This window comes from Clostridium tyrobutyricum DSM 2637 = ATCC 25755 = JCM 11008, assembly GCF_000359585.1.
Lineage (GTDB): Bacteria > Bacillota > Clostridia > Clostridiales > Clostridiaceae > Clostridium_B > Clostridium_B tyrobutyricum.
Genome location: NZ_APMH01000035.1, coordinates 17,035 through 43,982 on the forward strand (window position 1 = coordinate 17,035; position 26,948 = coordinate 43,982).

Sequence of the window (26,948 nt, forward strand, 5' to 3'; positions counted from 1 at the left end):
ACTTATATGGAGGTAGGTATAGAATGAAAGCCTTTGATGCACATTCTGATATATTCACAGATGTTACTGTAAGAAGATTAGAAGGTGAAAAGAATATTATAAAAAATTATCATATGGATCAGCTGAAAGAAGGGCATGTATCAGCTTCAATCCTGGGTATATGGATTGAACCTCTATATTTTGACAAAGATTGTACATGGAGAATGATGGAAATTATGGGGGCCGTTTCAGAAGAAATAGGGGATATGTCTGACTATGCCGGAGTTGTATATAAGTATGATGATTTAATTGAATTAAATAAAAAAGACAAGCTTGCGATAATAATTGGTTTAGAAGGCATAGATGGTTTTAAAAATGATGTAAGCCTAATAGATACTCTATATAGATTTGGAGCAAGACATGCTATGCTTACGTGGAATAGGGAAAATGAATTTGCTACAGGAGTGGGGAGTGCACATAAAGATAGAGGCCTCACAAAATTGGGAGTAGAAGTTGTAAATAGAATGGAAAAGCTGGGAATGATAATTGATGTTTCCCATGCAAATGAAAAAACATTTTGGGATGTATATGAAAATACAACTAAACCTTTTATAGCGTCACATTCCAATGTATATAATTTATGCAGTTCACCTAGAAATTTAAGAGATGATCAGATTAAGGCTGTAGGGGAAAGAGATGGTGTTATAGGGGTTAATTCATGGGGAGATTTTATTGATAAAGAAAGTCCATCTGCCGAGAAGTTGGCAAATCACATAGATTATATAGCAAACTTGATTGGAATAGACCATGTAGGTTTTGGATTCGATTTTGGAGATTATCTAGATCCAAAAACCCTCTCATCATTTCAAAATGAAAAATATATAGGGACTCCAGGGATTGAATATGCTTCTAAAATACCTAACTTATTAAACATTTTAAGTAAAAGAGGATATAGTAAAGAGGATCTGGAAAAAATATCTTATAAAAATATGGAACGTATAGTTAAGAATATTTTATAAACTTACTAAAATAATTGGAAGCATAAATTTATATTATGCTTCCAAATTTGTAGTGCATATGATTCAGTTCTGTACCTAATAGCCAGATTTTACTATATTTTTCAATATTCGATTCAAAGTTTCAATTATTTCCCGGAAAATAGCAGTGAAATATTATGTAAAGACAGGCAATACAAAGAAACTTGAAGGTGAAAGGGGAATAAACATAAGTGATAAGGGATACCAGTGCAGAGGCTAATTTGGCATTCTGCACAGAGGAATGCTGAATGCCGATGCTCTAAAGAAAGTTAATATATATGTCATGGATAATAAATGTGACGTCTTAAAATTAGAAAATCATAACTCTAACTATCTTTTTTAGTATTGTATTTCAGAGTTAATGATATTATGAATCCAATTATGAATATAATGCCTGCAAATTTGAGGGAATAATTAAACCCGTGGAATGCTGCATCTATTTTATTAGGGGAGACTGCCAAATATTTGTTTTCATAAGACGACATGATTCCCAAAAATATGGCAGAACCCAAACAGCCGGCTATTTGCATAAGGGTGTTTATGATTGCAATTCCATCTGCCCTGAATTTGCCTGGCAGTTGGTTAAGCGCGGTTGTCTGTGTATTTGATGCAGCCATGGATGTTCCTACACATATTAAGCAGTATAAAATAATTGCTGCCAAAATAGAATTTGATTTTGTGATAGTGGATAGTATAAAAATTGAAATACATGCCAGTAAAACTCCACAGGGAATTATTATTTTTCCGCCGATATTGTCATATAATTTTCCGGATACAGGCGATAAAAATGAATATAGAAGGGTTGCAGGAAGTAGAATAATTCCGGTTATCAAAGTTGATGCTTTAAATCCATTTTCAAAAACCATAGGTAACACTATATTCATTGAGAACTGCAGCATTTGAACAATTACTATCAATATTACACTTCTTGTAAATACAGGGTGCTTAAATGATTTTATTTGCAGCATAGGCTGTTCCAATGATGATTGCCTTCTGCAGAAAAGTGCCGTCGATATTATACCGATTATAAATATTGCTAAAATAACAGCTATATTTGTATTGGATATGGAACTTATGGAGTATATAATACATCCAATGCCTATAGCTGACAATAAAACGGACAGATAATCTATCTTTGGTTTGGTTATTGTATTTACATTTTCCAGGAATATATTACCTAAAATCAGGCATAACACTAAAACTGGGATTAAAATTAAAAACAGTATATGCCATGAAAAATATTGCAATAATATGCCTGAAAAAGTAGGGCCGAATGCAGGTCCCAATGATATTACGCATACACATGCACCCATTACCGCACCACGTTTTTCCGGAGGGTTTATTATAAGGGCCGTATTCATCAAAATTGGTATCAACATGCTTGTACCAAGTGCTTGTATAATTCTAGATATGAGCAGTAGGGGGAATGACGCAGAGAAAAATGCACATACAGTTCCAATCAGGAACAATGTGATGGCTGCCATAAATAATTTTTTGGTTGTATAAGTATTCATGAGGAATGCTGTAACAGGCATTAAAATTGCAATTACAAGTACATAGCCGGTAGTAAGCCATTGTACTGTTGTAGCACCTACATTCATTTCCATCATCAATTTTGGAAAAGCTATGTTTAATATGGTTTCATTAAAAAGTGCTATAAAACTTCCAAGAAGAAGTGTAAACATTATAATTTTTGTATTGTATTTTTTGGTTTGTATATAATTTCCTTGCTGCATGATATATATTGTACTCCTTTCAATATTTAGACCAGTCTGTATATAAGAATTAAAAATCAATAGCAGGGATATTAATTTAGGACAACAAAATATCCATACTATTGCTGATTGTGGAAAGTGGGGCAGTATCGTTTCTTGTAACACAAATGGTGATAGCTCCTTCAATCATTATTTCGATAGTCATACCTAATTCTTCAGCTCTTTGTTCTGGAAAACCACTTTCAATTAATTTGTCAGTGTATACATTGCTTAAAGCTGTAAATGCGTCTTTACAAGCTTTCCTTAAACGTTCATTTGAGGAATAGGTTTCTAAAGCTATCAGGCTTATAGAAATATCCTGAAGCTTATTTTCTTGTTTCAAGTCGTTTATTATATTGTTTATCAAATATTTTATGGCTTTAACGGGATCAGTATGTTTACTTAGAGTATTTTTTACCTTTTTTACTATGGACGTGCTAGCCAGCTGAATTGCCTCCAAAGCCAACTGTTCTTTCCCTTCGGGAAAGTAATAATAGAGTGAACCTTTGGGTGATTTGCTTTCTTTTAAGATTTCATTTAACCCGGTGCCATTGAAGCCGTTGGCTTGAAAAAATTTAGTGGCAGCATTAAGTATTTTTTCCCTTGAGTTATTTTTGGAATTCATAGTTTGTATCCTTTCAATAAAATAATATTATAACAACTGGTCTATATAATAGAATATTATAAATTAGATTTTATGTCAATACAAATATGGTATGATGAATTTTAAAGCACCATATGTTTTTGAAATCCTTTGGTTTGTTTATATTATTGACTGAAGTCTATCCTCCACTTATGAAGCATATCCAGTGCTTTTTCATTTTCGCCGAATTGCAGATAAACCTGTGCAAAATTCATGTATTCTATGTGAAGTCCCAATACGTTGCCGCATTCGGGAGAGAACAGTTTTTTGTTGCTTATACAGAGATTTAAGTATCTTTCTATTATATTAATATCTTTTTCACAGTGCAAATAGGAATTTGCCAGTGCCATACAAATAGTACTGTTTTCAAAAATGTTTTTCCATAGTTCTCCTTGTAGGATTTTTCTAGCCTTTTTTATATTATTTTTCTTTATATATACAATTGAAAGCATGAGATTTATATTTAATTTATTATTGTGAATTTTGTTTAAAGCGTCTATAGCTTTATCATATTGGCCAATTGAAGAATACAGGCTGCTCAGTTGATACAGTGATTTTTCAACCAAGTTAATCTTACTGCAGTTGTTTACTGTATCTTCAAATAATTTTATAGAATAGTCTATCATTTCCCTGACTCTACCATTATCATCTATTTTCCAACAATATAGATAGAACAACCTTCCTATTTCAGACTTCAAATAATAACTTGATCTGTATTGCTCTATATATTCCCTGCTTTTTTCTATTGCGCTTGAAATGTCTTTACCTGTAAATAGTGATTCACATTCTTTGGATATTTCTATAACTTTATCATCTGACAGCTCAGTATTATAGGATAAAAGTTCATCTATTGAAATATTAAAAAATGATGCAAGTACAGGAAGAAGGGTTATATCCGGATATGAACTTCCACTTTCCCATTTTGATACAGCTGCAGTGGATACTCCGATAAAATTTCCTAACTCATCCTGGGTAAGGCCTTTTTTCTTTCTTAGTTTAAATATTACTTCACCTATTTTTAATTTATCCATTTGCTATACACCACTTTATACAAAATTTATAGAAATCTATAGATTTTATTATATAGTATTATTAGCAATGTACCAATGGAGCTGAAGTTAATTATTATACATAAAAATTAACCGATAGTTAATTTCTATATAAATAAATATTGACAAACAGTATAAAATACTATATTATATTGTCATATAAAACATGTGATATATTAAAAGGGAGTAATTGCAAATATAATGTCAACATTACGATTAGTTTTCTAATCTGGCATTGTATACCAATTGATTGGTTATAAGACTTTTAATATAATTTCAGATTCTGTCTGGAATTATATTGAAGGTCTTTATTTATTTTTATAAGGTGGTGGTTGTATTGAAAAAGTTTTATGGAAAATCCATTCCGGAAGTACTGGATATTTTAAAAGTTTCTTCAAAGGGCTTAAATGATTCTGAAGTGGAAAAGAGGCAGCAGCAATATGGATACAACGAATTATGTGAAGGACATAAAAAGAGTATATTCCAAATTTTCATGGAGCAGTTCAAGGATCTACTCATAGTTATACTGATAGTAGCTGCTACAGTGTCCATATTTACAGGTAATTTTGAAAGTGCCATGGTTATATTTGCAGTTATAATCCTCAATTCAATTTTAGGTACGGTTCAGCAGGTGAAAGCTGAAAAATCCTTGAAGAGTTTAAAGGCACTTTCTGCACCTACTGCAAAAGTACTGCGAAATGGAATTCAGGTGGAAATACCATCAAGGGAAGTTGTTGTAGGTGATATTCTATATCTTGAAGCTGGTGACTATATAAGTGCCGATGGCAGAATTATAGAAAATTACAGCATTCAGGTAAATGAAAGTTCTCTTACAGGTGAGTCGGAAAATGTATCAAAAACCCAGGACATAATAGAAGGTGACAATGCAGCTATAGGGGACAGAAAGAACATGCTCTTCTCAGGAAGTCTTGTAACATACGGCAGGGCAGTTATAGTTGTAACCGGTACAGGCATGAAAACAGAACTTGGAAAGGTAGCTTCACTTTTAAAAAATACTGAAGAGAAGAAAACACCTCTTCAAGTGAATCTGGATAACTTCAGCAAAAAACTCTCAATTTTAATATTGATAATATGTGTTCTGATTTTCATTCTGGATGTATTTAGAGGATATCCGGTTATGGATTCCATAATGTTCTCAATAGCACTTGCGGTAGCGGCTATTCCAGAGGCCCTAAGTTCCATTGTTACAATAGTACTGGCACTTGGTACTCAAAAGATGGCCAGGGAAAATGCAATTGTGAAAAAGCTTAAAGCCGTTGAGGGACTTGGAAGTGTATCTGTAATATGTTCAGATAAAACCGGGACTCTTACGCAGAACAAGATGACTGTAAAAAAACTCTATACAGACAATAAAGTATTGAATTCCACAGAGTTGAATCTAGAAAATGAAGTAGAAAAACAAGCTGTGCTTATGGGAATATTGTGTAATGATGCATCTACTACGTATGGAGAAAAGATAGGGGATCCAACTGAGATTGCCCTGGTGGATCTTGGCGAAATTTACAATATGGATGAACTGTCACTTAGAAAAGAATATTCTAGAATAGGTGAAATTCCTTTTGATTCAGAAAGAAAAATCATGAGTACTGTCCACAGAGTAAAGGACAGGACGTTGATGGTAACAAAAGGGGCACCTGATGTACTCATAGACAGAATTTCAAAGATACAGACTTCCAGTGGAATCATGGATATAACAGAAGAGGGCAAGAGTAGAATAGAAAGGGCAAATGAAGATTTTTCAAAAACTGGATTGAGGGTACTGGCTGTAACATATAAGGAAATAGATATTGACAAAACCGAGTTGGATTTAAATCAGGAAAATGATCTGGTATTTGTGGCACTGACAGCTATGATGGACCCTCCGAGAGAAGAATCTGCCAGGGCTATTTCAAGCTGTATAAAAGCGGGAATAAGGACAGTGATGATAACTGGTGACCATAAAATTACAGCTTCTGCAATTGCAAGGGAAATAGGAATTTTAAAAGACAAAGATGAAGCTGTTGAAGGATATGAACTTGATAATTTAAGCGATGAGGAGCTTAAGGAAAAAGTGGACAAAGTATCTGTCTACGCAAGAGTATCTCCGGAACACAAGATAAGAATAGTAAAAGCATGGCAGGAAAAGGACAATATAGTTGCCATGACCGGAGACGGTGTAAATGATGCTCCTGCCCTAAAACAGGCAGATATAGGAATAGCAATGGGAATAACGGGTACGGAAGTTTCCAAGGATGCAGCTTCAATGGTGCTTATGGATGATAATTTTGCAACTATAGTAAAATCTATTTGCAGCGGAAGAAATATATACAACAACATAAAGAACTCCATTAAATTTCTACTATCTGGGAATACGGCAGGAATAATGGCGGTACTTTATACTTCACTGGCTGCATTGCCTATACCATTTACTCCAGCTCATCTCTTGTTTATAAACCTTGTTACAGATAGTCTTCCAGCAATTGCACTTGGATTGGAATCTTACAAGGACAATGTAATGAAGGAAAAGCCTAGAAATATAAATACACCTATTTTGACAAAGGCTTTTGGAAAGGGAATACTGATTGAAGGTCTTATAATCGCTGCATTTACCATACTCGCTTTTTACACTGGATTGAAAACGGGAGATCACATGCTGGCAAGTACCATGGCATTTTCAACACTGTGCCTGTCCAGATTGTTTCATGGATTTAACTGCAGATCCAGAGAGTCCATATTTAAAATTGGATTGTTCTCAAATAAATATGTATGGTTTGCTTTTGGATTGGGAGTCGCACTTTTAAGTATGGTATTGTTCCTACCTCCACTGAAGGCTGTATTTGAAATCAGTAATCTGAATTTGAAGCAGGTTGGAACTATAGTGTTGTTCTCTTTTATGACATTTGTATTGATACAGATTTCAAAACTTATGGGTGGGGTCAGACCCCATGGCAAAAACTTATAGGGGGTCAGGCCCCGTGGTAAAAAAGTAAATTAAAAAAGCAGAGTGAAGAAATTTCATCTGCTTTTTCAATACAAAAAATCAGATATTTTTGGGATAATGAACAGTAATAAATTTTACCACTTTATTAGTTCTATTGTCCCAGTTGTGTTTTTGGGTGGATAGATAATGGGCGGAATCACCGGGATACATCTTTAATATTTTATCATCAATTATCAATGTTAGTATTCCCTCTAAAACATAGACGAACTCCTCTCCATTATGGGCATAGACCTCTGGATATTGATGGTCTTCTTTTGGTAAAAGTTCAACTAGTTCAGGGGAAATCATTTTATCCTCAGGATAACGACTTAGACTTTTATATATGGTTTTATTTAATTGGTGGATGGAGGACTGTTCATAACTTCTTATGACCAGTTCTTTTTCTTCATCGTCAAAAAAATAATTGATCTTCACATTAAGTACACGGGAAATATTGTACAGATGTTCTACTGCAATTGTTGTTATACCGCGTTCAAATTGCGAAAGAAATCCAGTAGACAATCCGGTTTTCTCAGACATGTCTTTCAGTGTTAAACCTCTTTTATTGCGCAATTCTTTAACTTTTTCTCCTATATTCATGGAATATAACCATTCCTTTCACAATTTCAAGTAAGAAATAACTAATTTACATAATCTTTTAAATACAAAAAGTATAGTGGATTCTCAAAAACTTTTCAAGTAATAAAGCCTTTTTCTATTAATACATAAATTCATTAATATGAAAAATAATATTGAAATTTTCATTATTATGAATTATAATCAAAAGTAAAAATAAGAGGGGGCGGTTTCAATCAACATGCCTTATATATTCAACATTCAAAAATTTTCTGTTCATGACGGGCCGGGTGTACGCACTACAATTTTTTTTAAGGGCTGCCCGTTAAAGTGCATGTGGTGTCATAATCCAGAAAGCCAAAGGTATCAGCCTGAATTGATGAAAAACAAGGATGGAAAAGAAGAAGTGATAGGCAGGCAATATACTGTAAAGGAGCTTGTAAAGATAGTTCAGGCAGATCAGATATTTTATGATCAATCCGGCGGCGGCGTAACTTTATCCGGAGGAGAAGTTATGACCCAGGATATGGATTATATTGAAGAGTTGGTAAAAGAACTTAATAGATTAGGGGTATCCGTAGTCATTGATACCTGTGGTGTAGTTCCATCTCATAATTATGAACGAATATTACCTTATACTGATCTTTTTCTATATGACTTAAAGTTAATCAATTCTGAAATGCATGAAAAATATACGGGAACATCCAATAATCTTGTGTTGGAAAATCTTAAGTTGATAAGCAGTCATGGAGGAAAAATCAATTTGCGTCTTATTCTAATTAATGATGTCAATGTTGATGATGAAGCAATTTGTGGAATTGCATCCTGGCTCAGAGAACAGAATATTTCCATTGAAAGTATTAATCTTCTGCCATACCACGATTTTGGCAGGGACAAGTATAGTAGCTTGAACAGGGAATGTACTCAAAACTTTGAAAAACCAGATGATGAACGTATAGAGGAAATCAAGGGATACTTCGAAAAAGTCGGGTATACTGTAAAAATTGGCGGTTAGTGTTTGCTCATTGTAATTATTTTTAAGGGGGTAATAAAATGGCAGAATCAGTATTAAAAGAAGTAAAAAGAGGTTCAACAGAACGTATAAGGAGATTAAGAGAAATTAGTACTAAAAAAAGTAAGCCCAGTATTTCCATGGAGAGGGCAGTTTTATTAACAGAAGCTTACAAAAAGTATGAAGGAAAATTTTCAACTCCAGTTCTTCGTGGATTAGCTTTTAAGTACATTATGGAAAATCGTACACTTTACATTGAAAAAGGCGCTATCATATTAGGAGAAAAAGGACACAAGCCGTGGGCTGCACCAACTTTCCCGGAATTATGCTGTCATACTATGGAAGATTTTAATAATATGAACAACAGGGAAAAGGTCTTTTTTAAAGTTTCTGAAGAGGACATGAGAATTCAGAAAGAAGTAATTATTCCTTACTGGAAGGATCGTGCGCTGATGACACGGATGAACAGATTATTGCCGGATGAATGGCACAAGCTGTTTGATGCAGGGCTGTATACTGAATTTTTGATGCAGCGTGGTCCAGGGCATACTGTAGCTGACGGCAAGATATACCGTAAAGGGTATGCTGATTTTATTGATGATATTCAATATGAAATTGACCATTTGGATTACAATAATGATGTACTTGCACTTAATAAAAAGGAAGAATTGGAAGGTATGAAGCTGGTTTGCGAAGGCATGATTATCTTTGGACAGCGTTATGCAGCCAAGGCACGTGCACTGGCATCCATTGAAGAGGATTCACAATGGAAACAGGAATTATTGGATCTGGCTGAAGTTTGCGATGCAGTGCCAAAACATGCACCAGAAACCTTCCGTCAGGCAGTGCAGATGTACTGGTTTACCCATATAGGAGTTACTACTGAAATGAATAACTGGGATGCTTATTCTCCAGGTAAATTTGATCAGCATCTTGAACCTTTCTATGAGAAAGATATCGAAGAAGGTCGTCTGACTCGTGAAGGAGCCCGTGAAATTTTAGAAAATCTATGGATACAGTTTAACAATCAACCTGCACCTCCAAAGGTTGGGATAACTTTAAAGGAAAGTGCTACTTATACGGATTTCTGCAACATTAATACAGGGGCTCTGCGTGCTGATGGAACAACAGGTGTAAATGAAGTCAGCTACTTGATTCTGGAAGTAATGGATGAGATGAAATTGCTGCAGCCTAGTTCAAATGTACAGATATCCCGCAAAACTCCAGAAAAATTCCTGCGTGAGGCAGTGAAAATTTCACGTAAAGGATGGGGGCAGCCAGCCTTTTACAATTCCGAGGCTATTATACAGGAATTGTTGTTCCTTGGTAAGTCCATTGATGACGCCAGAGAGTGCGGAATTGCCAGCGGATGTGTGGAAACTGGTACAGCTGGGAAGGAAGCTTATGTACTGACTGGATATTTGAATATACCGAAAATCTTTGAACTAGTGTTGAATCGTGGATTTGACAGTTATACAAAAAAACAGGCAGCATTGGATTTTGGAGATCCACGTGAATTCAAGTCCTATGAAGAAGTTTATAATGCCTTCTACAAACAACTGGAATATGTAGTAAACGTGAAAATTGCAGGAAACAATTTGATTGAACGTATGTATATGGAGTATATGCCAGTCCCATTGTTATCTGTTATAACTGATGATTGCATCAAATCCGGTATTGACTACAATGCTGGTGGGGCCCGCTATAATACAAGCTATATTCAATGTGTAGGCATAGCAACTATTACTGACTCACTTGTCTCTATAAATAAAAATGTATTTGAAGATAAGAAATTTTCTATGGATGAGTTATTAAAAGCTTGTAAAGCTGACTTTGAAGGTTATGATGAAATCTTTGAAACAGTCTATAACAATACTCCAAAGTATGGAAATGACGATGATTATGCAGATGATATATTGAGAGATGTTTCAAATTCTCTACAGGATGCTATTGCAGGAAGAACTACACCAAAGGGATCAAGGACTGTAGTTGAATTCCTTCCAACAACTTGTCATGTATATTTTGGTCAGGTAATGGAAGCCAGCCCTAACGGCCGCCATGCCAGTGTTCCACTTCCAGATGGTATTTCTCCTGAAAAGGGTGCGGATAGAAATGGCCCTACTGCCGTAATTAAGTCTGCTTCTAAAATTGACCAGCTGAAGACTGGAGGGGCATTGTTGAATCAAAAGTTTACACCGGCAGTTGTTCAAGGTGAAGACGGAGTATCCAATTTGGCAGTTTTGATCCGTTCATACTTTGCCATGGATGGTCATCATATACAATTCAATGTTGTTGATCGAAAAACTTTGCTTGATGCTCAAAAGCATCCCGAGGAATATGAGAATTTGATAGTAAGGGTTGCCGGATACAGTGATTATTTTAATAATCTGGATAGAGCCCTGCAGGATGAAATTATCAACCGTACGGAGCAGGGATTTGCTTGAATGAATGGGGTCAGACCCTATGGAAAATTTATACATAGGATCTGACCCCATATTACCTTAAACCAATGATTTTTTTGCTGCATAGTTATGATGAAGCAGCTTATGGGCAAGACCTTGACCTGGGTTTCCAAAGTAACTGCCATACATGTTTAATATTGCAGGGTTTTCATGGGACTTTCTTCTTGGAAGGTTTTTATCCTGATTATACAGAACAGAAGCCCTCAGGACTTTGTAGTCTACAAGCTCCCTGTCCATAGCATTTATATGTGGCTGGCCTCCTCCATTTATACATCCCCCGGGACATGCCATGACTTCTATAAAGTGGTACTGTTTCTCTTTCATTTTATCAGATTTCATGAATTTGAATAAATTTGCAGCACCATTTATTACCGCAACATTATATGATTTTCCTGAAAGTTCAACTGTGGCTTCTTTTATTCCATTGAATCCTCTTACTTCAGTATAGTCTATATTTTTAAGTTCCTTATTTTCTGAAAAATCCTTTGCAGTTCTCAAAGCAGCTTCCATAACACCGCCGGTTGTACCGAATATTGCTCCCGCACCACTGTATTCACCCATGGCAGGATCAGCTTTTCCATCTTCCAGAGAGGTGAATTTGATTTTTGCATCCTTTATCATTTTAGCAAGTTCCCGGGTAGTTATTACGGCATCTATGCAGCGCATTCCGTTGACTTCCATTTCGGGAAGATCGGCCTCATATTTTTTATCATTGCAGGGCATTACGGTAACAGTGTATACGTCTTTCGCTTCTATCCCCGATATAGCAGGATAATAGGTTTTAGTGGCAGTACCGAATATCTGCTGTGGTGATTTTGCAGATGAAAGATTTTTAAGTAATTCAGGATAATAATTTTGAGCTTGTCTTACCCAGGCTGGACAGCAGGATGTAAACATTGGAAAAGGACCGCCATTTTTTATTCTCTCCAAAAGTTCAGTAGCTTCTTCCATTATAGTCATGTCTGCTCCGAAGTTTATATCAAATATTTTATCGAAATTCAGCATTCTTAAGGCAGTATAGAGTTTACCTGTTACATCTTTTCCAAATCCCATTTTGAATAGCTCACCAATGGCAGTTCTAATGGAAGGTGCCATAGCTACAATTACGTGTTTTTTAGGGTCTGCAAGTGCTTTTTTTACTCTGTCTATATGAGGTTTTTCAGTTAAAGCTGCAACGGGACAAGCAATTACGCATTGACCGCACAGCAGACAATTTGACTTGTCAAAACACAGGTCGTTTTCAATTCCAACTGCTCTTTTGCCATCTTTTTTTATAAACTTCATTACAGAGGTACCGGAATGAGTTTTGCATGCTGCAACACATCTGCCGCATAATACGCATTTGGTTCTGTCAAGCATTATTGCAGTGCTTCTTGTGTCTATATATTCAGATTTGTCTTTTGGTAAAAATGGTTTTGAAGCTCTTGCTTTGGTTTGGATAACAAGCTTCAAAAATTCACAATTTTCTCTTCTTGGGCATGGCCCACATTTGAATTCATGAGAATCAAGAAGTTTTGACATTCTCTTTTTAATTCTTTCTTTTACAGTATCTGATTTGGTGTTAATTATCATGCCTTCTTTGACTTTGGCAGTACATGCCGTTATTGTTCTGCCATTTGCCTCTACAAGACATATACCGCACTTGCCAAAATTATAACAATCTTTCAGATAACAAAGTGTAGGTATATATACATCGTTATCCCTTGCTACCTGAAGTATAGTGGCGTTTTCTTCAGCTTCTATTTGCTTACCATCTAAAACAACTGTAATCATTTAAATACTCCTTTTAAATAATCAAATTAAGTTCAAATTTTAATATAAATATAAAATAATGATTGCTGTAAAGTATATATATATAATAGTACAAAATAGCAATATTATCAATAGTACAATATTATAATATGAATTATATAACCATTTGTGTTATATAACACAAATTAATTATAGATATAACAGACTAATTTTCATCTATAATTCAATATGGATAATGACTTTTTTCTAATAAAAACTTCTTGAAATATAATTTTTAGATAAGAGATGTTATATATATAACAAAGAATTACCCATTTGTTTAAATATTAAACAAGCTACGTTATAATATAAATTCATATATTGAATTGTTTGATATGAATAAATAATTCAATATTACTGTTTAAATATGATTATTTTAAAGAGGAGATTATATTTTATGATATTACTTTCGAGAGAAATTTACCGGTGATATAGGACAGGTGATTTTAGGAAATTTCAAGGCTTTAGTTTCCTTTCAGGAACGTTTTATTTAACACTCCTTGGTGAATCTAGGTTAGTATATTTCTATCCAATTTTTGATTTCATTAAATCTATTATAAACCTGAGCATATTGAACATAAAGGAATTTGATGTATTTTGTAGAATATATTATAAATAAAGTATGAATTTTATATAAATATTTTAAGAATATTACAATGATTGGAGTGATAATATGAATTACTGCACAAAATGTGGCAGCAAATTGGAAGAAAGTGAAACCACATGCCATAATTGTGGATATAATTTTGCCTTAAAACAATATGAAAATTTGAAGGATGAAGAGGTAGAGGATGAAGAACTGGATGAGGAACCTGGTTTACCTAAGTTGTCAAAGAGAAAAAAGATTGGCATATTGTCGGCTGTAATAGCAATAATTGTAGTTGTATGTTTTATTTTCATGGGCAGATCGCTTGCAGGCCCGTCTAAAATAGCAGACCGGTTTCAAGCTGATATTGCCTCCGGGAACAAATCCGATCTGAGCAAGATACTTTACTCTAATGACAATAGATTGAAAATAGACGAAAGTGGAAGTTCAACTTTGATATCATATTTTAAAGACAACCCATCCTATTTGAACAAAGTAGTAGACAATATGAACACTCAGATTTCCAATACCAATTTGATAAAAAAGGCAAGTGCTGCTTCAAAAAATAATTTCAGTCTGGTAATTGCCGGAAGGACAATGCTCTTTTTCCCAAAATACAAGGTAAATGTTAGACCTACTTTTATACAGATAAATACAGGTATAAAAAATGTTGAACTGTCCCTTGATGGAAATAAAATTGGAAAAAGTGATACAGATAATTTCACAAAGGAATTTGGACCTTTCATGCCTGGGAAATATAAATTATATGCAAATTATAAAGGCAATTATACATCATTGAATAAAGCTTATGATATAGATCTTGTAGATTCGGAAAATGACAGGGTAAACGTAGATGTATTTAAAGACCTGAAATATATTCAGATAAATGGGCAATATCCAAATGCTGAAATTTTTGTAAACAACAAGAATTCAAAAGTGAGAATAAGCGATGCAGGAAATTTTGGCCCTGTAAATCCAGGTACGAAAATATATGCAATAGCTGATGAGGGTGGCAAGAAATTAAAAAGTGATGAGTATATGGTGGCCTCGGGAGATAGTGATGTAGAGCTTAATTTTAGTGGCGCGGAGGAAAATTTAAGTAATGTACAATCACAGATAGGTAACCTCATGAGCATGTATACCACTTATTTTTGCCAGGCTATAAATTCAGGAGATTTTTCAAATACAGCACCGTATCTTTATCCTGGAAGTAATTTGTATAATGCACAGGTAAAATATGTTTCAGATACTTACAATAAGGGAGTAAATGAAGAGATAGTGTCGTGCAGCGTAATTTCCTATAATTTATCAGACGACAATAAATCAGGAACTGTAACTACAGCGGAAGTTTATAGGATAACCTCAAAAGACGGGGATAGTTCCATAAAGAGTTTCAAATATACTTATGGTTTCAAATACAACGATGATATGGGAATGTATCAACTTACAAGTATATCATAAGAAATTTTATTCTGGAGGTAATAAATATGGCTTACTGTTCTAAATGTGGACAAAAACTTGAAGAAGGGGATGCTTATTGCCCAAACTGTGGAACAAGGATGAAGAATATTGACACAAATGCTGAGCATAAAAACAGACCAAATATAAATATGGATTTGCAAGTTCTAGCAAAAATTTTTATAAATATGTTTGTAAAGCCAGTTACAACTGCAAAGAATTTTATAAATAGTGGTAGAAAAAATACGACCATTATTTTGACGGTGTTTACTGTAGTGGTAAATGGGCTGCTTGGAATGTGGAAAGTAAATCAGATTGTATCAAATATAAATGATGTAGCAATAAAATTTATAAATAAAATAGTTGCCATGTCAAAAATTATTGATCCTAGTTTAGGTGATTCATTAAGTAATAGTGACATGAATGAGATAACTGCAGGACTGGCACAGATAAAAGCAATTATAAAAATACCTTATGGACAAGTGTTTGTTCAAAATTGTGTACTTATTTTAATTTCAATAGTAGTTATTTTTATAATACTTTGTGTGTCAAATGCAATATTATCCAAAAATAAACCTGAAGTTTTTAAATTTTATAAAACAGCACTTATAATTGCAATGCCTGTTGTCTACTTTAAATTTTTATCAATTATTTTTTCATATGCATCAGTTTATTTGGGAATTATACTTGCATTGCTTGGACTTATAATCTCACTCGTATGCTTTACTATGAGTGTAAATGAATCATTGAAAATTTCTCAAAACCATGCTGTATTTGTAGTTTCATTTACAGTTTTAATTGTAATTATTGTACAGATAGCATGTCTTCAAAAATTTATACTATCTTTTATAGCAAGTATAGTAGAATCCATTATGTATAACATAAAAGCTTTGAATTTATAAATTTAATTAAGAGATAAGGGGAGAAATAGAAAATATCTATTTCTCCCTTTGGTATTTTATAAGGTTAGATATATCTTCTTCAAGTTTTTGTACATTATTGATCAATGAATCAAGTTTTGTACCTACACTTATAAGAAGATATACGCTAACTGCTATAGGGAACCCCAAGGTACTGATTAAATTAACCAGTTGGTCATACATTCATATCACCTTCCCTTTGGCATTATACTTAGTATATATGCAATTATAAAAAAATAAGCAGCCAACCGGCTGCTATAAAATTAAAAATAATTAACCAATACTTTTTTAGTATATTTTTAAATTCAGGAAACTTTTTCTTTTAATACAGCAGCATTATTATGCTTAATCACATTATATGAATATATTACTAGCAATAAAACTATAAATATAGCAGAAAATCTGTACATAAATCCATAGCTTTGTTTTTCAGCAATGAAACTTAAAAATATGGAACCTAGTGTATAGGCCAGATCCATGGATGAAAGGAAGGTTCCATTGGCAGCACCTTTTCTGTTGGAAGGAGAACGATTTACCGCCCAAGCTTGCAATGAAGGTTGTACAGCACCATATCCAAGACCATAGAACAAAGAAGATACCAATATTACACCAATAGAGTGTCCATATGATAATATGACAAGACCTATGATTAGAGAAACAGCTCCTGGCATAATCAATACAACATGTCCTTTTTCATCAAATATTTTTCCTATAACAGGTCTGGTTACAAGAACCATTGCTACAAATCCCATAAAATATATCCAGATGTTAGTTAGCTTTAGTTCTTTTCCATAGAGCATTATGTAACTCATGATTCCACATAAAGTAACCGTAAGAAGAAAACACAGTAGGGAAGGAAGAGCTGCTTTCTTTTCAAAGGCATCTTTTAAATTGATTTTTTTAATTGAGTTGGATGTAGTTTGCAGCCTCTCTACTTTTACCATTCTTAAAGATAAAATTCCCAAAGCAACTAAAAATATTGAAATAAAAACGATATTTTTAAAACCATATGCATTCATAATAATAATTGAAATTACAGGAGACAATGCCATGGAAATTATCATCGAAAGAGAGTAGTATCCCATACCTTCGCCTCTTTTATTTTCCGGTATGATATTGGAGAATAGAGCAGCTGCTCCAATAGAGGCAAGCCCCCAACCTATTCCCTGAAGTATACGCATAAATATAATTGCATCTATAGAAAGCCAGTTATAAGATAATGTAGTTAATGCCAATATTACTGCACCAATTGCAAGCAGGGGTTTGATACTGAACTTGTCCATAATACTTCCTGCAAAAAGCCTGACCAATAGAGAGGTTATTGAAAAAGTACTTACTACAAGACTACTTTCCAAATTACTTCCACCAGACAATTTTGCATAGGCCGGAAGTGTGGGAGTAAGCATATAAAAGGCTAGATATATAAATAAATTTGATAATAACATAAATATGTAATCTTTTGTCCATAAATTTTTTGACGTTTCCACCATATTTCCTCCTTTATTTATTTTTACTATATGCATTATCAATGTTTTCATTTAGCTGCAATAGAACTTTTGTATACATGTTTAAATTTTCAGAAGGTATTCCTTGAAGAATAACTTCAAAAACATTTTCTAAAAATGGCTCTATTTTTTCTTTAAGGGCTGTACCTTTTTCTGTTATATGTAAAACAAAACACCGTCTGTCCTTTTCATTGGGATGCCTTTCTATCAAAGACTTTTTTTCTAAAATATCCAATATTCTGGTTAAAGTGGGTTGATCTTTATTGACGATTTCAGCCAATGATTTTTGACTTATTTTATTTTTCCCGGATAATTTGAGAAGCACTATCCACTGTTCAGTTGTAATATTAAACCTTTCAAGATTTGTATTTAAATATCGTACTAGTTTTTTATTGGTAACATTAGTTAAAATTCCAACGGACTGATCATAAGATTCATACATGAAAACACCTCCAATACTTGTCATAATAATAATTAGTATAACAAGTATTTATTATAGCTAAAAGTGATAGAAATATCAATAGGAATATGTTATATTTGGTGTTAATATAAAATTTTATGATATACATATCTTACAGATTTAACAATATGTAAGATAACTTACACATGTAAAGTAAAATTTAGGGAAGAATTTCAATTATACAATATGAAATGATATTTTTGGCTGGAAGTTATCTTGAAAAGATAATTGATAGAAATAATATTACAGTTGAAAATTTAAGAAGTACAGCTCATGAAATACTCTATGACAACACTTATAAGGAAAATATGATAAATATGAGTGAAGATATGAAAAGTACCGGAGGATAAAAAAGGGCTGTAGATGAGATAGAAAATTATATAAATGCGAAATTATATACAACATTATAATAAAAAACGAGCATGGATTTATGTGAAAATCAAATCTATGCTCATTGGAGTTTTCATGCTTTCAACATATTGATTATTCAATCTCAGCTATTACTCTACAAGGTAATCCCGTCATATCTGCAAAATTAGTTGGATATGTATTTGACGTAAATTTCAGTATATCCCTCTCATTTAAAAGCCTGTCTAGATTACAGAGATTTTCAACAATAAATACGCCTCCGTCAGTACAATATTGATACTTAGGTGTATATTCTAAAATACGTCTTTATCCCTGCACAATCAATGCCAATAATTGAAACTTTCCTATCAAGTAACTGGTCGATTAACTTATTTGAAAAATCCATTTCTTCATTATATAAATAACCTCTATTAGATGCCATGATAAGCTTTAAACTTAAATCTATTAACATATTATATTATACCCCATATTTCAGTTTGATTATGAGTACAAAAAGTATGGCATCATAGGAAATATTTTTCAAAGCTTAATATTAAAATTTTAGTTATTTTGTGAATAATTACAGTAAATTAAAAGGATAATAAGTAATATAGTAGGAGTATTTATGAACATGTCTGATTCTTATAGATAAGGAGATTAGAGTTTGGCTGATAATACAAAAAAGAATAAAACAAGGATATTTACAGATATACAAAAAAATATAGATTATATAAAGAAATGTTTTTCTAATTGCTTTGATTTAATTATAAGAGAAATTTCATTGTTTAATTATAGAGATAAAATGGCCATTGTAGTTTATATAGAGGATCTAGTGGAAAAAAAACTTATAGAAGATAATCTTATATCTAAATTAACTTGTAATATTAATTCAGAAGCGGCAAATAAGAATTATGCTGATTTGCTTAAATATAATCTGGGGATAAGTGACTTGAAAGTCCATGAAAATTTTGAGGATTCAATAGAAGCTGTTTTATCAGGAAATCCAATTGTCTTTTTACCGGATCTGGCAAGTTCATTTGAAGTAAATTTAAAAAATCTACCCAATAGGAGCATAAGTGAACCTCCTACAGAAGTGTCAACCAGGGGACCTAGAGAAGGCTTTACCGAATCAATTATGACCAATATAGCATTAATAAGAAAAAAGATAAGAAATTGTAATTTGAAGGTTGAAAAATTTAAAATAGGGGAAAAAACAAATACAGATGTTTCAATGTTATATCTTTCAGGCGAGGCAAATGAAACTATAGTAAATACATTGAGGAAAAAATTAAAAAGAATAAAAATAGAATCGATGCTGGAATCCAACTACATAGCAGAGTATATATACGATCAGCCAAAAACTATATACCCTGTAATGTTCAAGACAGAAAAGCCAGATGTAGCATGTGCAAAAATATTGGAAGGAAGAATTGTAATTATTGTAGATGGATCTCCAGTTGTTCTCTCCATCCCAGGGTTATTCGTGGAATTTTTACAGTCCAGTGAGGACTATTATATAAAGTATTCTTCAGCTACATTAAACAGATTTATAAGATATTTAGCTCTAATGATAACTGTTGAACTTCCGGCATTATATGTTGCTTTGACCACGTTTCATCAAGAGCTTATACCCAGCAAACTCTTATTGAGTATAATTGAAGCCAGGGCAAATGTACCATTCCCTGAATTTTGGGAGGTCTTTTTCATGTTGCTTGCTTTTGAACTTATGAGGGAAGCTGGAATTAGAGTATCCAAAACTTTAGGTCCTACTATAAGTGTGGTTGGTGCATTGATACTTGGAGATTCAGCTGTAAGGGCAGGTATAGTAGGAACTCCTACGGTGGTAATAGTATCCTTGACTGCTATTACAAAATTTGTAGTTCCGGCATTTGAATTAGAGCATCCTATCATATATATGAGATTCTTTCTTTTAACTCTAGCTGGATGCCTAGGGTTGTTTGGGTTGATTTGCGGGATTTTAATACTTACCATGCGCCTTGTTTCCATTAAATCTTTTGGAGTGCCGTATATGTTCCCAATTTGTCCTTTTAATATAAATTCCATGGAAGATGTTGTTATCAGGGCTCCTATGGAAGGTTTAAAAAATACTCGGAGAATACTCGATCTTAAACGCAATTTAAATAGGAAAAATCGTTAAATATGATTTTAGGAGGTTCTATGAATAAATTTAAAAAATTGAATTTATTTATTTTGATAATGATATTTAGTTTTTGTCCATTTATAATTACTGGATGCCAGGATAAAAATGAAGTTGAATCTCTCGGTTTTGTATCAGCATTAGGTGTTGATTTAGATGACAACAATAATTTCATGATAAGCTTGCAAATTATTAGAATAGGTATATCATTGGAACAAAATCAAGATTCACGAACTTTGGTTTATGTTTCCAGTGGTAAAACCATCAATGAAGCAATAAGTAATATTTCAAGACAGTTAAGTAAGAAAATCAAATTTTCAAATGAAAAGTGTATAGTTATAGGAGAAAAACTTGCAGAACATGGTATACAGTCCGTCATAGATTTTTCTTTAAGGGTAAATGATGTAAGGCCTGTAGTTCCAATACTTATAACTAAAGGTACAGCTGTTGATATAATAAAGACACGTACTAAGGAAAACTCAGTTTCTGGATATGGTATTGGTGATATGGTGAGGATGCAAAGAGACATGGGAGTAATAGGAGAGTGTACAAATCTTGATTTTGAAAAAAATAAAAATGAAGATGTAAATGTATGCGGTGTAATAAGTAAAAATGATCTAAGGGATGGTAAATCCGAATATGACTTGATTGTATCTGGAAGTGCAGTATTAGAAAAATATAAACTTGTGGGATATATGAATGAAGAAGAAACAAGAGGAATGAACTGGATAAATGGAAGAATAAAACATGGAAGTATATTGATTCAGGATGATAATGCAGGAAAAATAAATTTAAATATTTTAAGTTCTAAAAGTAGATTGACAGCATCAATTGGACGTAATGGAATACATATCAATGTGAATATAAAAGAAAAATCGAGTATTAACGAAATAAATCAAGATGTAGTACAAAGTTTAGATTTTAATACCAGTCCTCATAAACTTGATTTCTTGGCTAAAAAACAGGATAAAGTTATATATAATGAAGCAGTTTCAGCTATAAATGCATCTAAAAATAGACTTTCAGTAGATGTTTTTGGATTTGGAGATTTATTATACAAAAAACATCCTGATGAGTGGGAAAAAATAAAAGAAAATTGGAATAAGAATTTTGGCAATTTACAAATTAATGTAGATGTATCATCCACCATAAAGCATACAGGTCTATTGTCGAAGTCTATAAGTTACTAAGGAGAAATTATCTTATGAAAAAAAGAATGTCTATATATCAATTTTTTGTAATAATGATTCTTTTTCAATACGGAAGCGTTGTATTATATTTTTTATCTTCGGATGCAAGACAGAATATATGGATAAGTTATTTATTTTATTCATTAGTAGGAATACTTATTCAAATTATGTATATAACTTTATATGAAAAATATCCAAATGATACACTTATTACATATTTACCTAAGATATATGGAAAATTTATAGGAAATGTTTTAGGATTAATTTATATATGTTATTTTATTTATATAGCCAGCATTATATTTAGAGAATTTATGGATTTGACATCTGTGACAGCGCTTAGATACACACCAAAAATAATTTATGCCTCCCTGGCTGCGTTTATAATAATTTATGCTACCCGATGTGGTATAGAAACTATAGTTAGTATGGCTCAAATGTATATTATAATCTTGATATTGATAAAAGTAGTTAGTTTTTTGTTGATATTATTAACTCCAAATGCCTTTGATTTATCTAATCTTGAACCTATATTAAATAATGGAATAATAAAAGCTTTAAAAAGTTCATGGCTTATTATTATGGCTCCATATGGAGAAACTATAGTTTTTACCATGCTGTATCCTTTAGTTGCCGAGAGTGAAAAAATAAAGAAGTTTGCTATAATAGCTGTAATTCTGGAAGGAGTAATTTTAGCATTTAATAATATTCTATTTATATGTACCCTTGGAGTAAATTTTGCAATCAACAGTAATTTCCCTCTTCTTGAGACATATAGGATTATAGATTTAGGTGATTTTCTAACCAGGCTGGATATAATATTCGTTCTTTCATTTATAGTTGATGGATTTTTTAAAATATCTATTTTTATGTATGTTGCAGTTTTTGGCATATTTCAGTTATTTAAATTAAAAACTACAGATATTGTATCTGTAGTTTTGGGTATTATAATGCTGGTAGTATCATTTTTAGTATCAGGCAATATACCTCAGCAGTTAAATATTGGTCATCATTTTGTAATGAAATACATACATTTCCCTATTCAAGTAATAATTCCTGTTATTACCTTAATATTTTGCTATACAAGGAAAACTTATATTAAAGAAAGAATCAAAAAATAAAATGCCGGCAAAGTAAAATGCCGGCATAAAATAATCTACATTATTCAACTGTAACTGATTTTGCAAGGTTTCTAGGCTTGTCTACATCACAGCCCTTGTCAACTGCTATATAGTATGCAAGTAACTGTAGATAGATTACTACAAGCACTGGTGAAAGTACATCACTTATTTCTGGTATATAAACAGTGGAATCTACAACTTTTTCAAGACCTGTTTTACCTTTGGCTGTAAATCCAAGTACTTTTGCACCTCTTGTGGTTACTTCCTTTATATTGCTTACCATTTTATCATACAAGTCATTTTGGGCTGCAAGTGCAATTACTACAGTACCTTCTTCTATAAGTGCCATGGTTCCATGTTTCAATTCTCCACCTGCATAAGCTTCAGAGTGAATATAGGATATTTCCTTTACCTTCAATGCACCTTCCATGGCAACTGCATAATCAAGCCCTCTTCCAAGGAAGAACATGTCTTTGTGCATATAGGTGTTTGAAGCAAATTTTTGGATTGTATCCTTGTTTTTCAATACTTCCTGAGCTTTTTCAGGAATAGTTAGCATATCTTCCTTTATCTTGTCTATTTCTGCATTGCTTAAAGTCTTTTTATTTTCTGCAAAGAAAAGTGCCAGCATATACATTGTAATCAGCTGAGTTGTATAGGCCTTTGTGGAAGCTACTGCAATTTCAGGGCCTGCCCATGTATAGAGTACATCATCGGCTTCTCTTGATACTGAACTTCCCACTACATTTGTAATTGCTATAACTCTTGCTCCCATGGATTTTGCTTCTCTTAAAGCTGCAAGGGTATCGGCAGTTTCACCTGACTGGCTTAATACAATCATCAATGTGTTTTTGTCTATCATAGGATCCCTGTATCTGAATTCAGATGCAATATCAACTTCTACAGGTATTCTTGCAAGTTTTTCTATTACATATTTGCCTACAACACCAGCATGATAGGCAGTTCCACAAGCTATGACATATATCCTGTCTATATTCTTTATTTGTTCTGGTGTAATTGTAATATTGTCAAGATTTATAGGCTTTCCAGGTACTACTCTTGAGCTCAGGGTATCCTTTATTGCCTTAGGCTGTTCATTTATTTCCTTTATCATAAAGTGTGCATATCCACCTTTTTCAGCAGCATCTGCATTCCAGGTTACATGAACTAATTCTCTATTTATCTGCTGTTTTTCCTGGTTGAATATTTTAACACCATCTTCAGTAATTTCTACAAATTCCTTGTCGTTTAAATAATATATATCCCTTGTATGACTCAGCATTGCAGGAACATCTGATGCTACAAAGTATTCTCCTTTTCCAACTCCAACTACAAGAGGGCTGTCCTTCCTAACTGCAATAAGTTTGTTTGGTTCCTTGGATGAGATTACACCAAGAGCATAACTTCCTTCAAGCTTTGTAGTAGCTTTTATAACTGCATCAAGCAGGTCTCCATTGTAGAAATGATCTATAATCTGTGGAATAACTTCCGTATCTGTGTCAGATATGAATTTATATCCTAAAGACATGAGCCATTCCCTTAATTCTATATAATTTTCTATTATTCCATTGTGGACTACACTTATTGTTCCATCCGCATTACAATGAGGATGTGCATTTATATCAGAAGGTTCTCCATGAGTTGCCCATCTTGTATGGCCGATACCTATATATCCTTCTATAGGATTGGAATCTAACTTGCCCTTCAAATTTACAAGTCTTCCCTTTGCTTTTACAACATTTATATTATTTTCTTTATCTAATACAGCAACACCTGCTGAATCATATCCTCTGTATTCCAATTTGCTTAGTCCGTCTATCAATATTGGTGTTGCGTTCTTTTTTCCAACAAATCCTACTATTCCACACATAATTAATTCTTCCTCTCTTATAATAAAATTTTCCTGACTTAAAAAACAGTATAAGAAATAAGCCCTATATTATTTATTTTTTAACAGGATAAAAAATTGATAATTAAGAATACTAAGGTATTGTATTCCTACTCAATGAATATTGAGGTTTTGACACCAAACTGATGTTGTTACAAAAATCACTTTCTGTATTTATCAGTTGTTAACGGTAGTGTGGTACCGTGGGGCATCCGCCGAAGATTCGATACTCCCCATCCTCGTCAACTTAAGTGAGACTCCAAATCTTTGATTTGGTTAGTCGAACTTACTCAGACGCATGTCTGAGTTTCCTTCTAAAAGACAATCTTTTATCAATCACTTGAGTCCTGGCGCTTTTTGTTTCTAAATTAATAACTCATCACCTTTCATTATAAATAATTAACAATTATAAGCCTTAAATATTCCGTCAATACATTATATAGTTTAAGTTTTATTTTTGTCAATATCATTATATAATTATTATTTTAATATTTACATTTTATATTTTGAAAGAATTCGAAAGATTTTATGAAGTGGTTTAAAGCCTTTTTTTTGAAGGATTTTGAAGCCTTTTCTGAATGAATTTGAATATTTACAGAAATTTGTGCAATATCTATAGTCTGACTTAAATTTTCATGCTTATATTCCTGATATCAAATTTATACATAATATTGCATGTAATTTTAAAAATGTCATTGAAAACGTATCACAAAATTGAACTTGTTGAAATTGAAAATTGGCTGAGCATACTATATTATAATAAGTGTCAGGAATAATTCATCAGAAATAAATGATTTTAAAATATTTAAGTATTAGGAGGTATTATATGGAAACGTTTAGCAATAATAATAATAGTAATAATAAATCTTCCATTAAGAAAAAAGTGCAAAGCTTTGGTGCTTTTTTAAGTGGTATGGTAATGCCGAATATTGCAGCATTTATTGCATGGGGTTTAATAACAGCATTGTTTATAAAAACAGGTTGGATACCAAATGAAAAAATGGCAAAAATGGTTGATCCGATGGTCAAGTACATGCTTCCATTATTAATAGGATATCAGGGAGGTAAATTGGTATATGATACCAGAGGCGGAGTAGTAGGAGCCATAGCTACAATGGGTGTGGTAATTGGGGCTCCAATTCCAATGTTTATAGGTGCCATGATAATGGGTCCCCTTGGAGGATACCTTATAAAGAAAATTGATAAGCTTATACAGGATAAGATTCCTACTGGTTTTGAAATGCTGATAAATAATTTTTCAGCAGGTATATTGGCAGCAATTCTTGCAGGACTGGCATATACATTCATTGGACCTATAGTTGCAACAATATCTACAGGACTTGGTGATATTGCACTTTACATTACAAACAAGGGACTTCTTCCACTTATTGCAATAATATTGGAACCTGCAAAAGTATTGTTTTTGAATAACGCTATAAATCAGGGAATATTTTCTCCTCTTGGAATTGAACAGGTTCAAAAACTTGGTAAATCAATATTTTTCTTGCTTGAACCGAACCCAGGTCCAGGATTTGGAATACTTCTTGCATATTGGCTTTATGGAAAGGGAACTTCGAAGGAATCAGCACCTGGAGCTATTATAATCCAGTTCTTTGGTGGAATACATGAAATATATTTTCCTTACATTCTTATGAAACCGATTTTGATAATTGCAGCTATATGTGGTGGGCTCTGTGGAGACCTGGTTTTCGTACTTTTCCATGCTGGATTGGTAGCAGTTCCTTCACCAGGAAGTATATTTTCACTTATGGCAATGTCACCAAAGGGTGGACAACCTGCAGTCTTGCTTGGCGTTGCAGCAGCAGCAGTAGCTTCATTTTTAGTAGCATCTATCATCTTAAAGGGCAGCTCAAAAGAAACCGTTTCAGATGATTTTGATAAAGCCCAATCAAAAGTAAATGCTATAAAACAGGAAAGTAAGGGCAGTTTAAATAGTAATTCAAATAGTACAGTAAGAGCAAAATCAGATATAAATTCCATAGTATTTGCATGTGATGCAGGAATGGGATC

21 protein-coding genes are annotated in these 26,948 nt (G+C 33.0%); 11 read left to right on the plus strand and 10 right to left on the minus strand.

All coding sequences use genetic code 11. From position 1 onward, the window contains the following. The first annotated feature begins 23 nt into the window (after window positions 1-23). On the plus strand, window positions 24-998 hold the full coding sequence (locus J418_RS0113055; protein WP_017752253.1) for a dipeptidase: 975 nt from the start codon (window positions 24-26) through the stop codon (window positions 996-998). Between the two features lie 344 nt (window positions 999-1,342). Here the strand turns inward: J418_RS0113055 and J418_RS0113065 are convergent, their stop codons facing one another. From J418_RS0113065 to J418_RS15715, 3 genes are all read right to left on the minus strand, one after another. Next, the gene (locus tag J418_RS0113065) at window positions 1,343-2,752 is read right to left on the minus strand and encodes an MDR family MFS transporter (protein ID WP_017752251.1); all 1,410 of its coding nucleotides are present in this window, start codon (window positions 2,750-2,752) and stop codon (window positions 1,343-1,345) included. 76 nt (window positions 2,753-2,828) lie between these two features. After that, on the minus strand, window positions 2,829-3,395 hold the full coding sequence (locus J418_RS0113070; protein ID WP_017895840.1) for a TetR/AcrR family transcriptional regulator: 567 nt from the start codon (window positions 3,393-3,395) through the stop codon (window positions 2,829-2,831). A 143-nt stretch (window positions 3,396-3,538) separates the two neighbouring features. Then, on the minus strand, window positions 3,539-4,444 hold the full coding sequence (locus tag J418_RS15715) for a helix-turn-helix domain-containing protein (RefSeq protein ID WP_017895841.1): 906 nt from the start codon (window positions 4,442-4,444) through the stop codon (window positions 3,539-3,541). A gap of 355 nt (window positions 4,445-4,799) precedes the next feature. On the opposite strand from J418_RS15715, the gene J418_RS0113080 reads away from it, so the two are divergent. Further along, a complete protein-coding gene (locus J418_RS0113080) occupies window positions 4,800-7,424 on the plus strand; it encodes a cation-translocating P-type ATPase (protein WP_017895842.1) in 2,625 nt (874 codons plus the stop codon). 78 nt (window positions 7,425-7,502) lie between these two features. Here J418_RS0113080 and J418_RS0113085 read toward each other — a convergent pair whose 3' ends face one another. Further along, window positions 7,503-8,042, minus strand: a complete 540-nt coding sequence (locus tag J418_RS0113085; RefSeq protein WP_017752957.1) for a helix-turn-helix domain-containing protein — start codon at window positions 8,040-8,042, stop codon at window positions 7,503-7,505. 217 nt (window positions 8,043-8,259) lie between these two features. On the opposite strand from J418_RS0113085, the gene J418_RS0113090 reads away from it, so the two are divergent. Further along, entirely contained in the window at window positions 8,260-9,033 is a 774-nt protein-coding gene (locus J418_RS0113090) for a glycyl-radical enzyme activating protein (protein WP_017895843.1), read from the plus strand. Between the two features lie 38 nt (window positions 9,034-9,071). Then, complete coding sequence (gene hypD / locus J418_RS0113095) at window positions 9,072-11,474, plus strand: trans-4-hydroxy-L-proline dehydratase (RefSeq protein WP_017895844.1); 2,403 nt, start codon at window positions 9,072-9,074, stop codon at window positions 11,472-11,474. A gap of 57 nt (window positions 11,475-11,531) precedes the next feature. Here hypD and J418_RS0113100 read toward each other — a convergent pair whose 3' ends face one another. Continuing rightward, window positions 11,532-13,265, minus strand: a complete 1,734-nt coding sequence (locus J418_RS0113100) for a ferredoxin hydrogenase (protein ID WP_017895845.1) — start codon at window positions 13,263-13,265, stop codon at window positions 11,532-11,534. Window positions 13,266-13,956: 691 nt separating this feature from the next. On the opposite strand from J418_RS0113100, the gene J418_RS0113105 reads away from it, so the two are divergent. Together J418_RS0113105 and J418_RS0113110 are read left to right on the plus strand one after the other, a co-directional pair. Continuing rightward, window positions 13,957-15,330, plus strand: coding sequence for a zinc ribbon domain-containing protein (locus J418_RS0113105; protein ID WP_017895846.1), 1,374 nt, complete (start codon window positions 13,957-13,959; stop codon window positions 15,328-15,330). A gap of 26 nt (window positions 15,331-15,356) precedes the next feature. After that, on the plus strand, window positions 15,357-16,229 hold the full coding sequence (locus J418_RS0113110; RefSeq protein ID WP_017895847.1) for a zinc ribbon domain-containing protein: 873 nt from the start codon (window positions 15,357-15,359) through the stop codon (window positions 16,227-16,229). A 36-nt stretch (window positions 16,230-16,265) separates the two neighbouring features. On the opposite strand, the gene J418_RS16240 is transcribed toward J418_RS0113110, so the two are convergent. The 3 genes from J418_RS16240 to J418_RS0113125 all read right to left on the minus strand — a co-directional run bounded on the left by J418_RS16240 (window position 16,266) and on the right by J418_RS0113125 (window position 18,194). Next, window positions 16,266-16,430 carry a YvrJ family protein gene (locus J418_RS16240; RefSeq protein ID WP_017895848.1) on the minus strand — a complete coding sequence of 55 codons (165 nt, stop codon included), beginning with the start codon at window positions 16,428-16,430 and terminating at the stop codon, window positions 16,266-16,268. Window positions 16,431-16,552: 122 nt separating this feature from the next. After that, window positions 16,553-17,770 (minus strand): MFS transporter, encoded by a 1,218-nt coding sequence (locus J418_RS0113120; RefSeq protein WP_017895849.1) that lies wholly within the window; start codon window positions 17,768-17,770, stop codon window positions 16,553-16,555. Continuing rightward, on the minus strand, window positions 17,748-18,194 hold the full coding sequence (locus J418_RS0113125; RefSeq protein WP_017752949.1) for a MarR family winged helix-turn-helix transcriptional regulator: 447 nt from the start codon (window positions 18,192-18,194) through the stop codon (window positions 17,748-17,750). The genes J418_RS0113120 and J418_RS0113125 overlap by 23 nt, the downstream gene beginning before the upstream one ends. A 218-nt stretch (window positions 18,195-18,412) precedes the next feature. Here J418_RS0113125 and J418_RS16520 point away from each other — a divergent pair, with 218 nt between their 5' ends. Continuing rightward, complete coding sequence (locus tag J418_RS16520) at window positions 18,413-18,562, plus strand: hypothetical protein (protein WP_162481334.1); 150 nt, start codon at window positions 18,413-18,415, stop codon at window positions 18,560-18,562. Between the two features lie 299 nt (window positions 18,563-18,861). Here the strand turns inward: J418_RS16520 and J418_RS16715 are convergent, their stop codons facing one another. Next, a complete protein-coding gene (locus J418_RS16715; RefSeq protein ID WP_017895850.1) occupies window positions 18,862-19,032 on the minus strand; it encodes a hypothetical protein in 171 nt (56 codons plus the stop codon). Between the two features lie 192 nt (window positions 19,033-19,224). Here J418_RS16715 and J418_RS0113140 point away from each other — a divergent pair, with 192 nt between their 5' ends. Genes J418_RS0113140 through J418_RS0113150 form a run of 3 tightly spaced genes read left to right on the plus strand, consistent with a single transcriptional unit; the run spans window position 19,225 to window position 23,029 of the window. Beyond that, window positions 19,225-20,718, plus strand: coding sequence for a spore germination protein (locus J418_RS0113140; RefSeq protein ID WP_017895851.1), 1,494 nt, complete (start codon window positions 19,225-19,227; stop codon window positions 20,716-20,718). A 20-nt stretch (window positions 20,719-20,738) separates the two neighbouring features. Next, a complete protein-coding gene (locus J418_RS0113145) occupies window positions 20,739-21,908 on the plus strand; it encodes a Ger(x)C family spore germination protein (protein WP_017895852.1) in 1,170 nt (389 codons plus the stop codon). A 14-nt stretch (window positions 21,909-21,922) separates the two neighbouring features. After that, window positions 21,923-23,029, plus strand: coding sequence for a GerAB/ArcD/ProY family transporter (locus tag J418_RS0113150; protein WP_017895853.1), 1,107 nt, complete (start codon window positions 21,923-21,925; stop codon window positions 23,027-23,029). Window positions 23,030-23,069: 40 nt separating this feature from the next. Here the strand turns inward: J418_RS0113150 and glmS are convergent, their stop codons facing one another. Then, window positions 23,070-24,899, minus strand: a complete 1,830-nt coding sequence (glmS, locus tag J418_RS0113155; RefSeq protein ID WP_017752943.1) for a glutamine--fructose-6-phosphate transaminase (isomerizing) — start codon at window positions 24,897-24,899, stop codon at window positions 23,070-23,072. 844 nt (window positions 24,900-25,743) lie between these two features. Here glmS and mtlA point away from each other — a divergent pair. Then, window positions 25,744-26,948, plus strand: a 1,205-nt coding sequence (gene mtlA, locus J418_RS0113160) for a mannitol-specific PTS transporter subunit IIC (RefSeq protein WP_017895854.1), incomplete at its 3' end; no start/stop codon positions are given.

Coding starts and splice junctions, on each gene's coding strand:
- J418_RS0113055 (WP_017752253.1), top strand. CDS start 24: ATGAAAGCCTTTGATGCACATTCTGATATATTCACAGATGTTACTGTA.
- J418_RS0113065 (WP_017752251.1), bottom strand. CDS start 2,752: ATGCAGCAAGGAAATTATATACAAACCAAAAAATACAATACAAAAATT.
- J418_RS0113070 (WP_017895840.1), bottom strand. CDS start 3,395: ATGAATTCCAAAAATAACTCAAGGGAAAAAATACTTAATGCTGCCACT.
- J418_RS15715 (WP_017895841.1), bottom strand. CDS start 4,444: ATGGATAAATTAAAAATAGGTGAAGTAATATTTAAACTAAGAAAGAAA.
- J418_RS0113085 (WP_017752957.1), bottom strand. CDS start 8,042: ATGAATATAGGAGAAAAAGTTAAAGAATTGCGCAATAAAAGAGGTTTA.
- J418_RS0113090 (WP_017895843.1), top strand. CDS start 8,260: ATGCCTTATATATTCAACATTCAAAAATTTTCTGTTCATGACGGGCCG.
- hypD (WP_017895844.1), top strand. CDS start 9,072: ATGGCAGAATCAGTATTAAAAGAAGTAAAAAGAGGTTCAACAGAACGT.
- J418_RS0113100 (WP_017895845.1), bottom strand. CDS start 13,265: ATGATTACAGTTGTTTTAGATGGTAAGCAAATAGAAGCTGAAGAAAAC.
- J418_RS0113105 (WP_017895846.1), top strand. CDS start 13,957: ATGAATTACTGCACAAAATGTGGCAGCAAATTGGAAGAAAGTGAAACC.
- J418_RS0113110 (WP_017895847.1), top strand. CDS start 15,357: ATGGCTTACTGTTCTAAATGTGGACAAAAACTTGAAGAAGGGGATGCT.
- J418_RS16240 (WP_017895848.1), bottom strand. CDS start 16,430: ATGTATGACCAACTGGTTAATTTAATCAGTACCTTGGGGTTCCCTATA.
- J418_RS0113120 (WP_017895849.1), bottom strand. CDS start 17,770: ATGCATATAGTAAAAATAAATAAAGGAGGAAATATGGTGGAAACGTCA.
- J418_RS0113125 (WP_017752949.1), bottom strand. CDS start 18,194: ATGTATGAATCTTATGATCAGTCCGTTGGAATTTTAACTAATGTTACC.
- J418_RS16715 (WP_017895850.1), bottom strand. CDS start 19,032: ATGTTAATAGATTTAAGTTTAAAGCTTATCATGGCATCTAATAGAGGT.
- J418_RS0113145 (WP_017895852.1), top strand. CDS start 20,739: ATGAATAAATTTAAAAAATTGAATTTATTTATTTTGATAATGATATTT.
- J418_RS0113150 (WP_017895853.1), top strand. CDS start 21,923: ATGAAAAAAAGAATGTCTATATATCAATTTTTTGTAATAATGATTCTT.
- glmS (WP_017752943.1), bottom strand. CDS start 24,899: ATGTGTGGAATAGTAGGATTTGTTGGAAAAAAGAACGCAACACCAATA.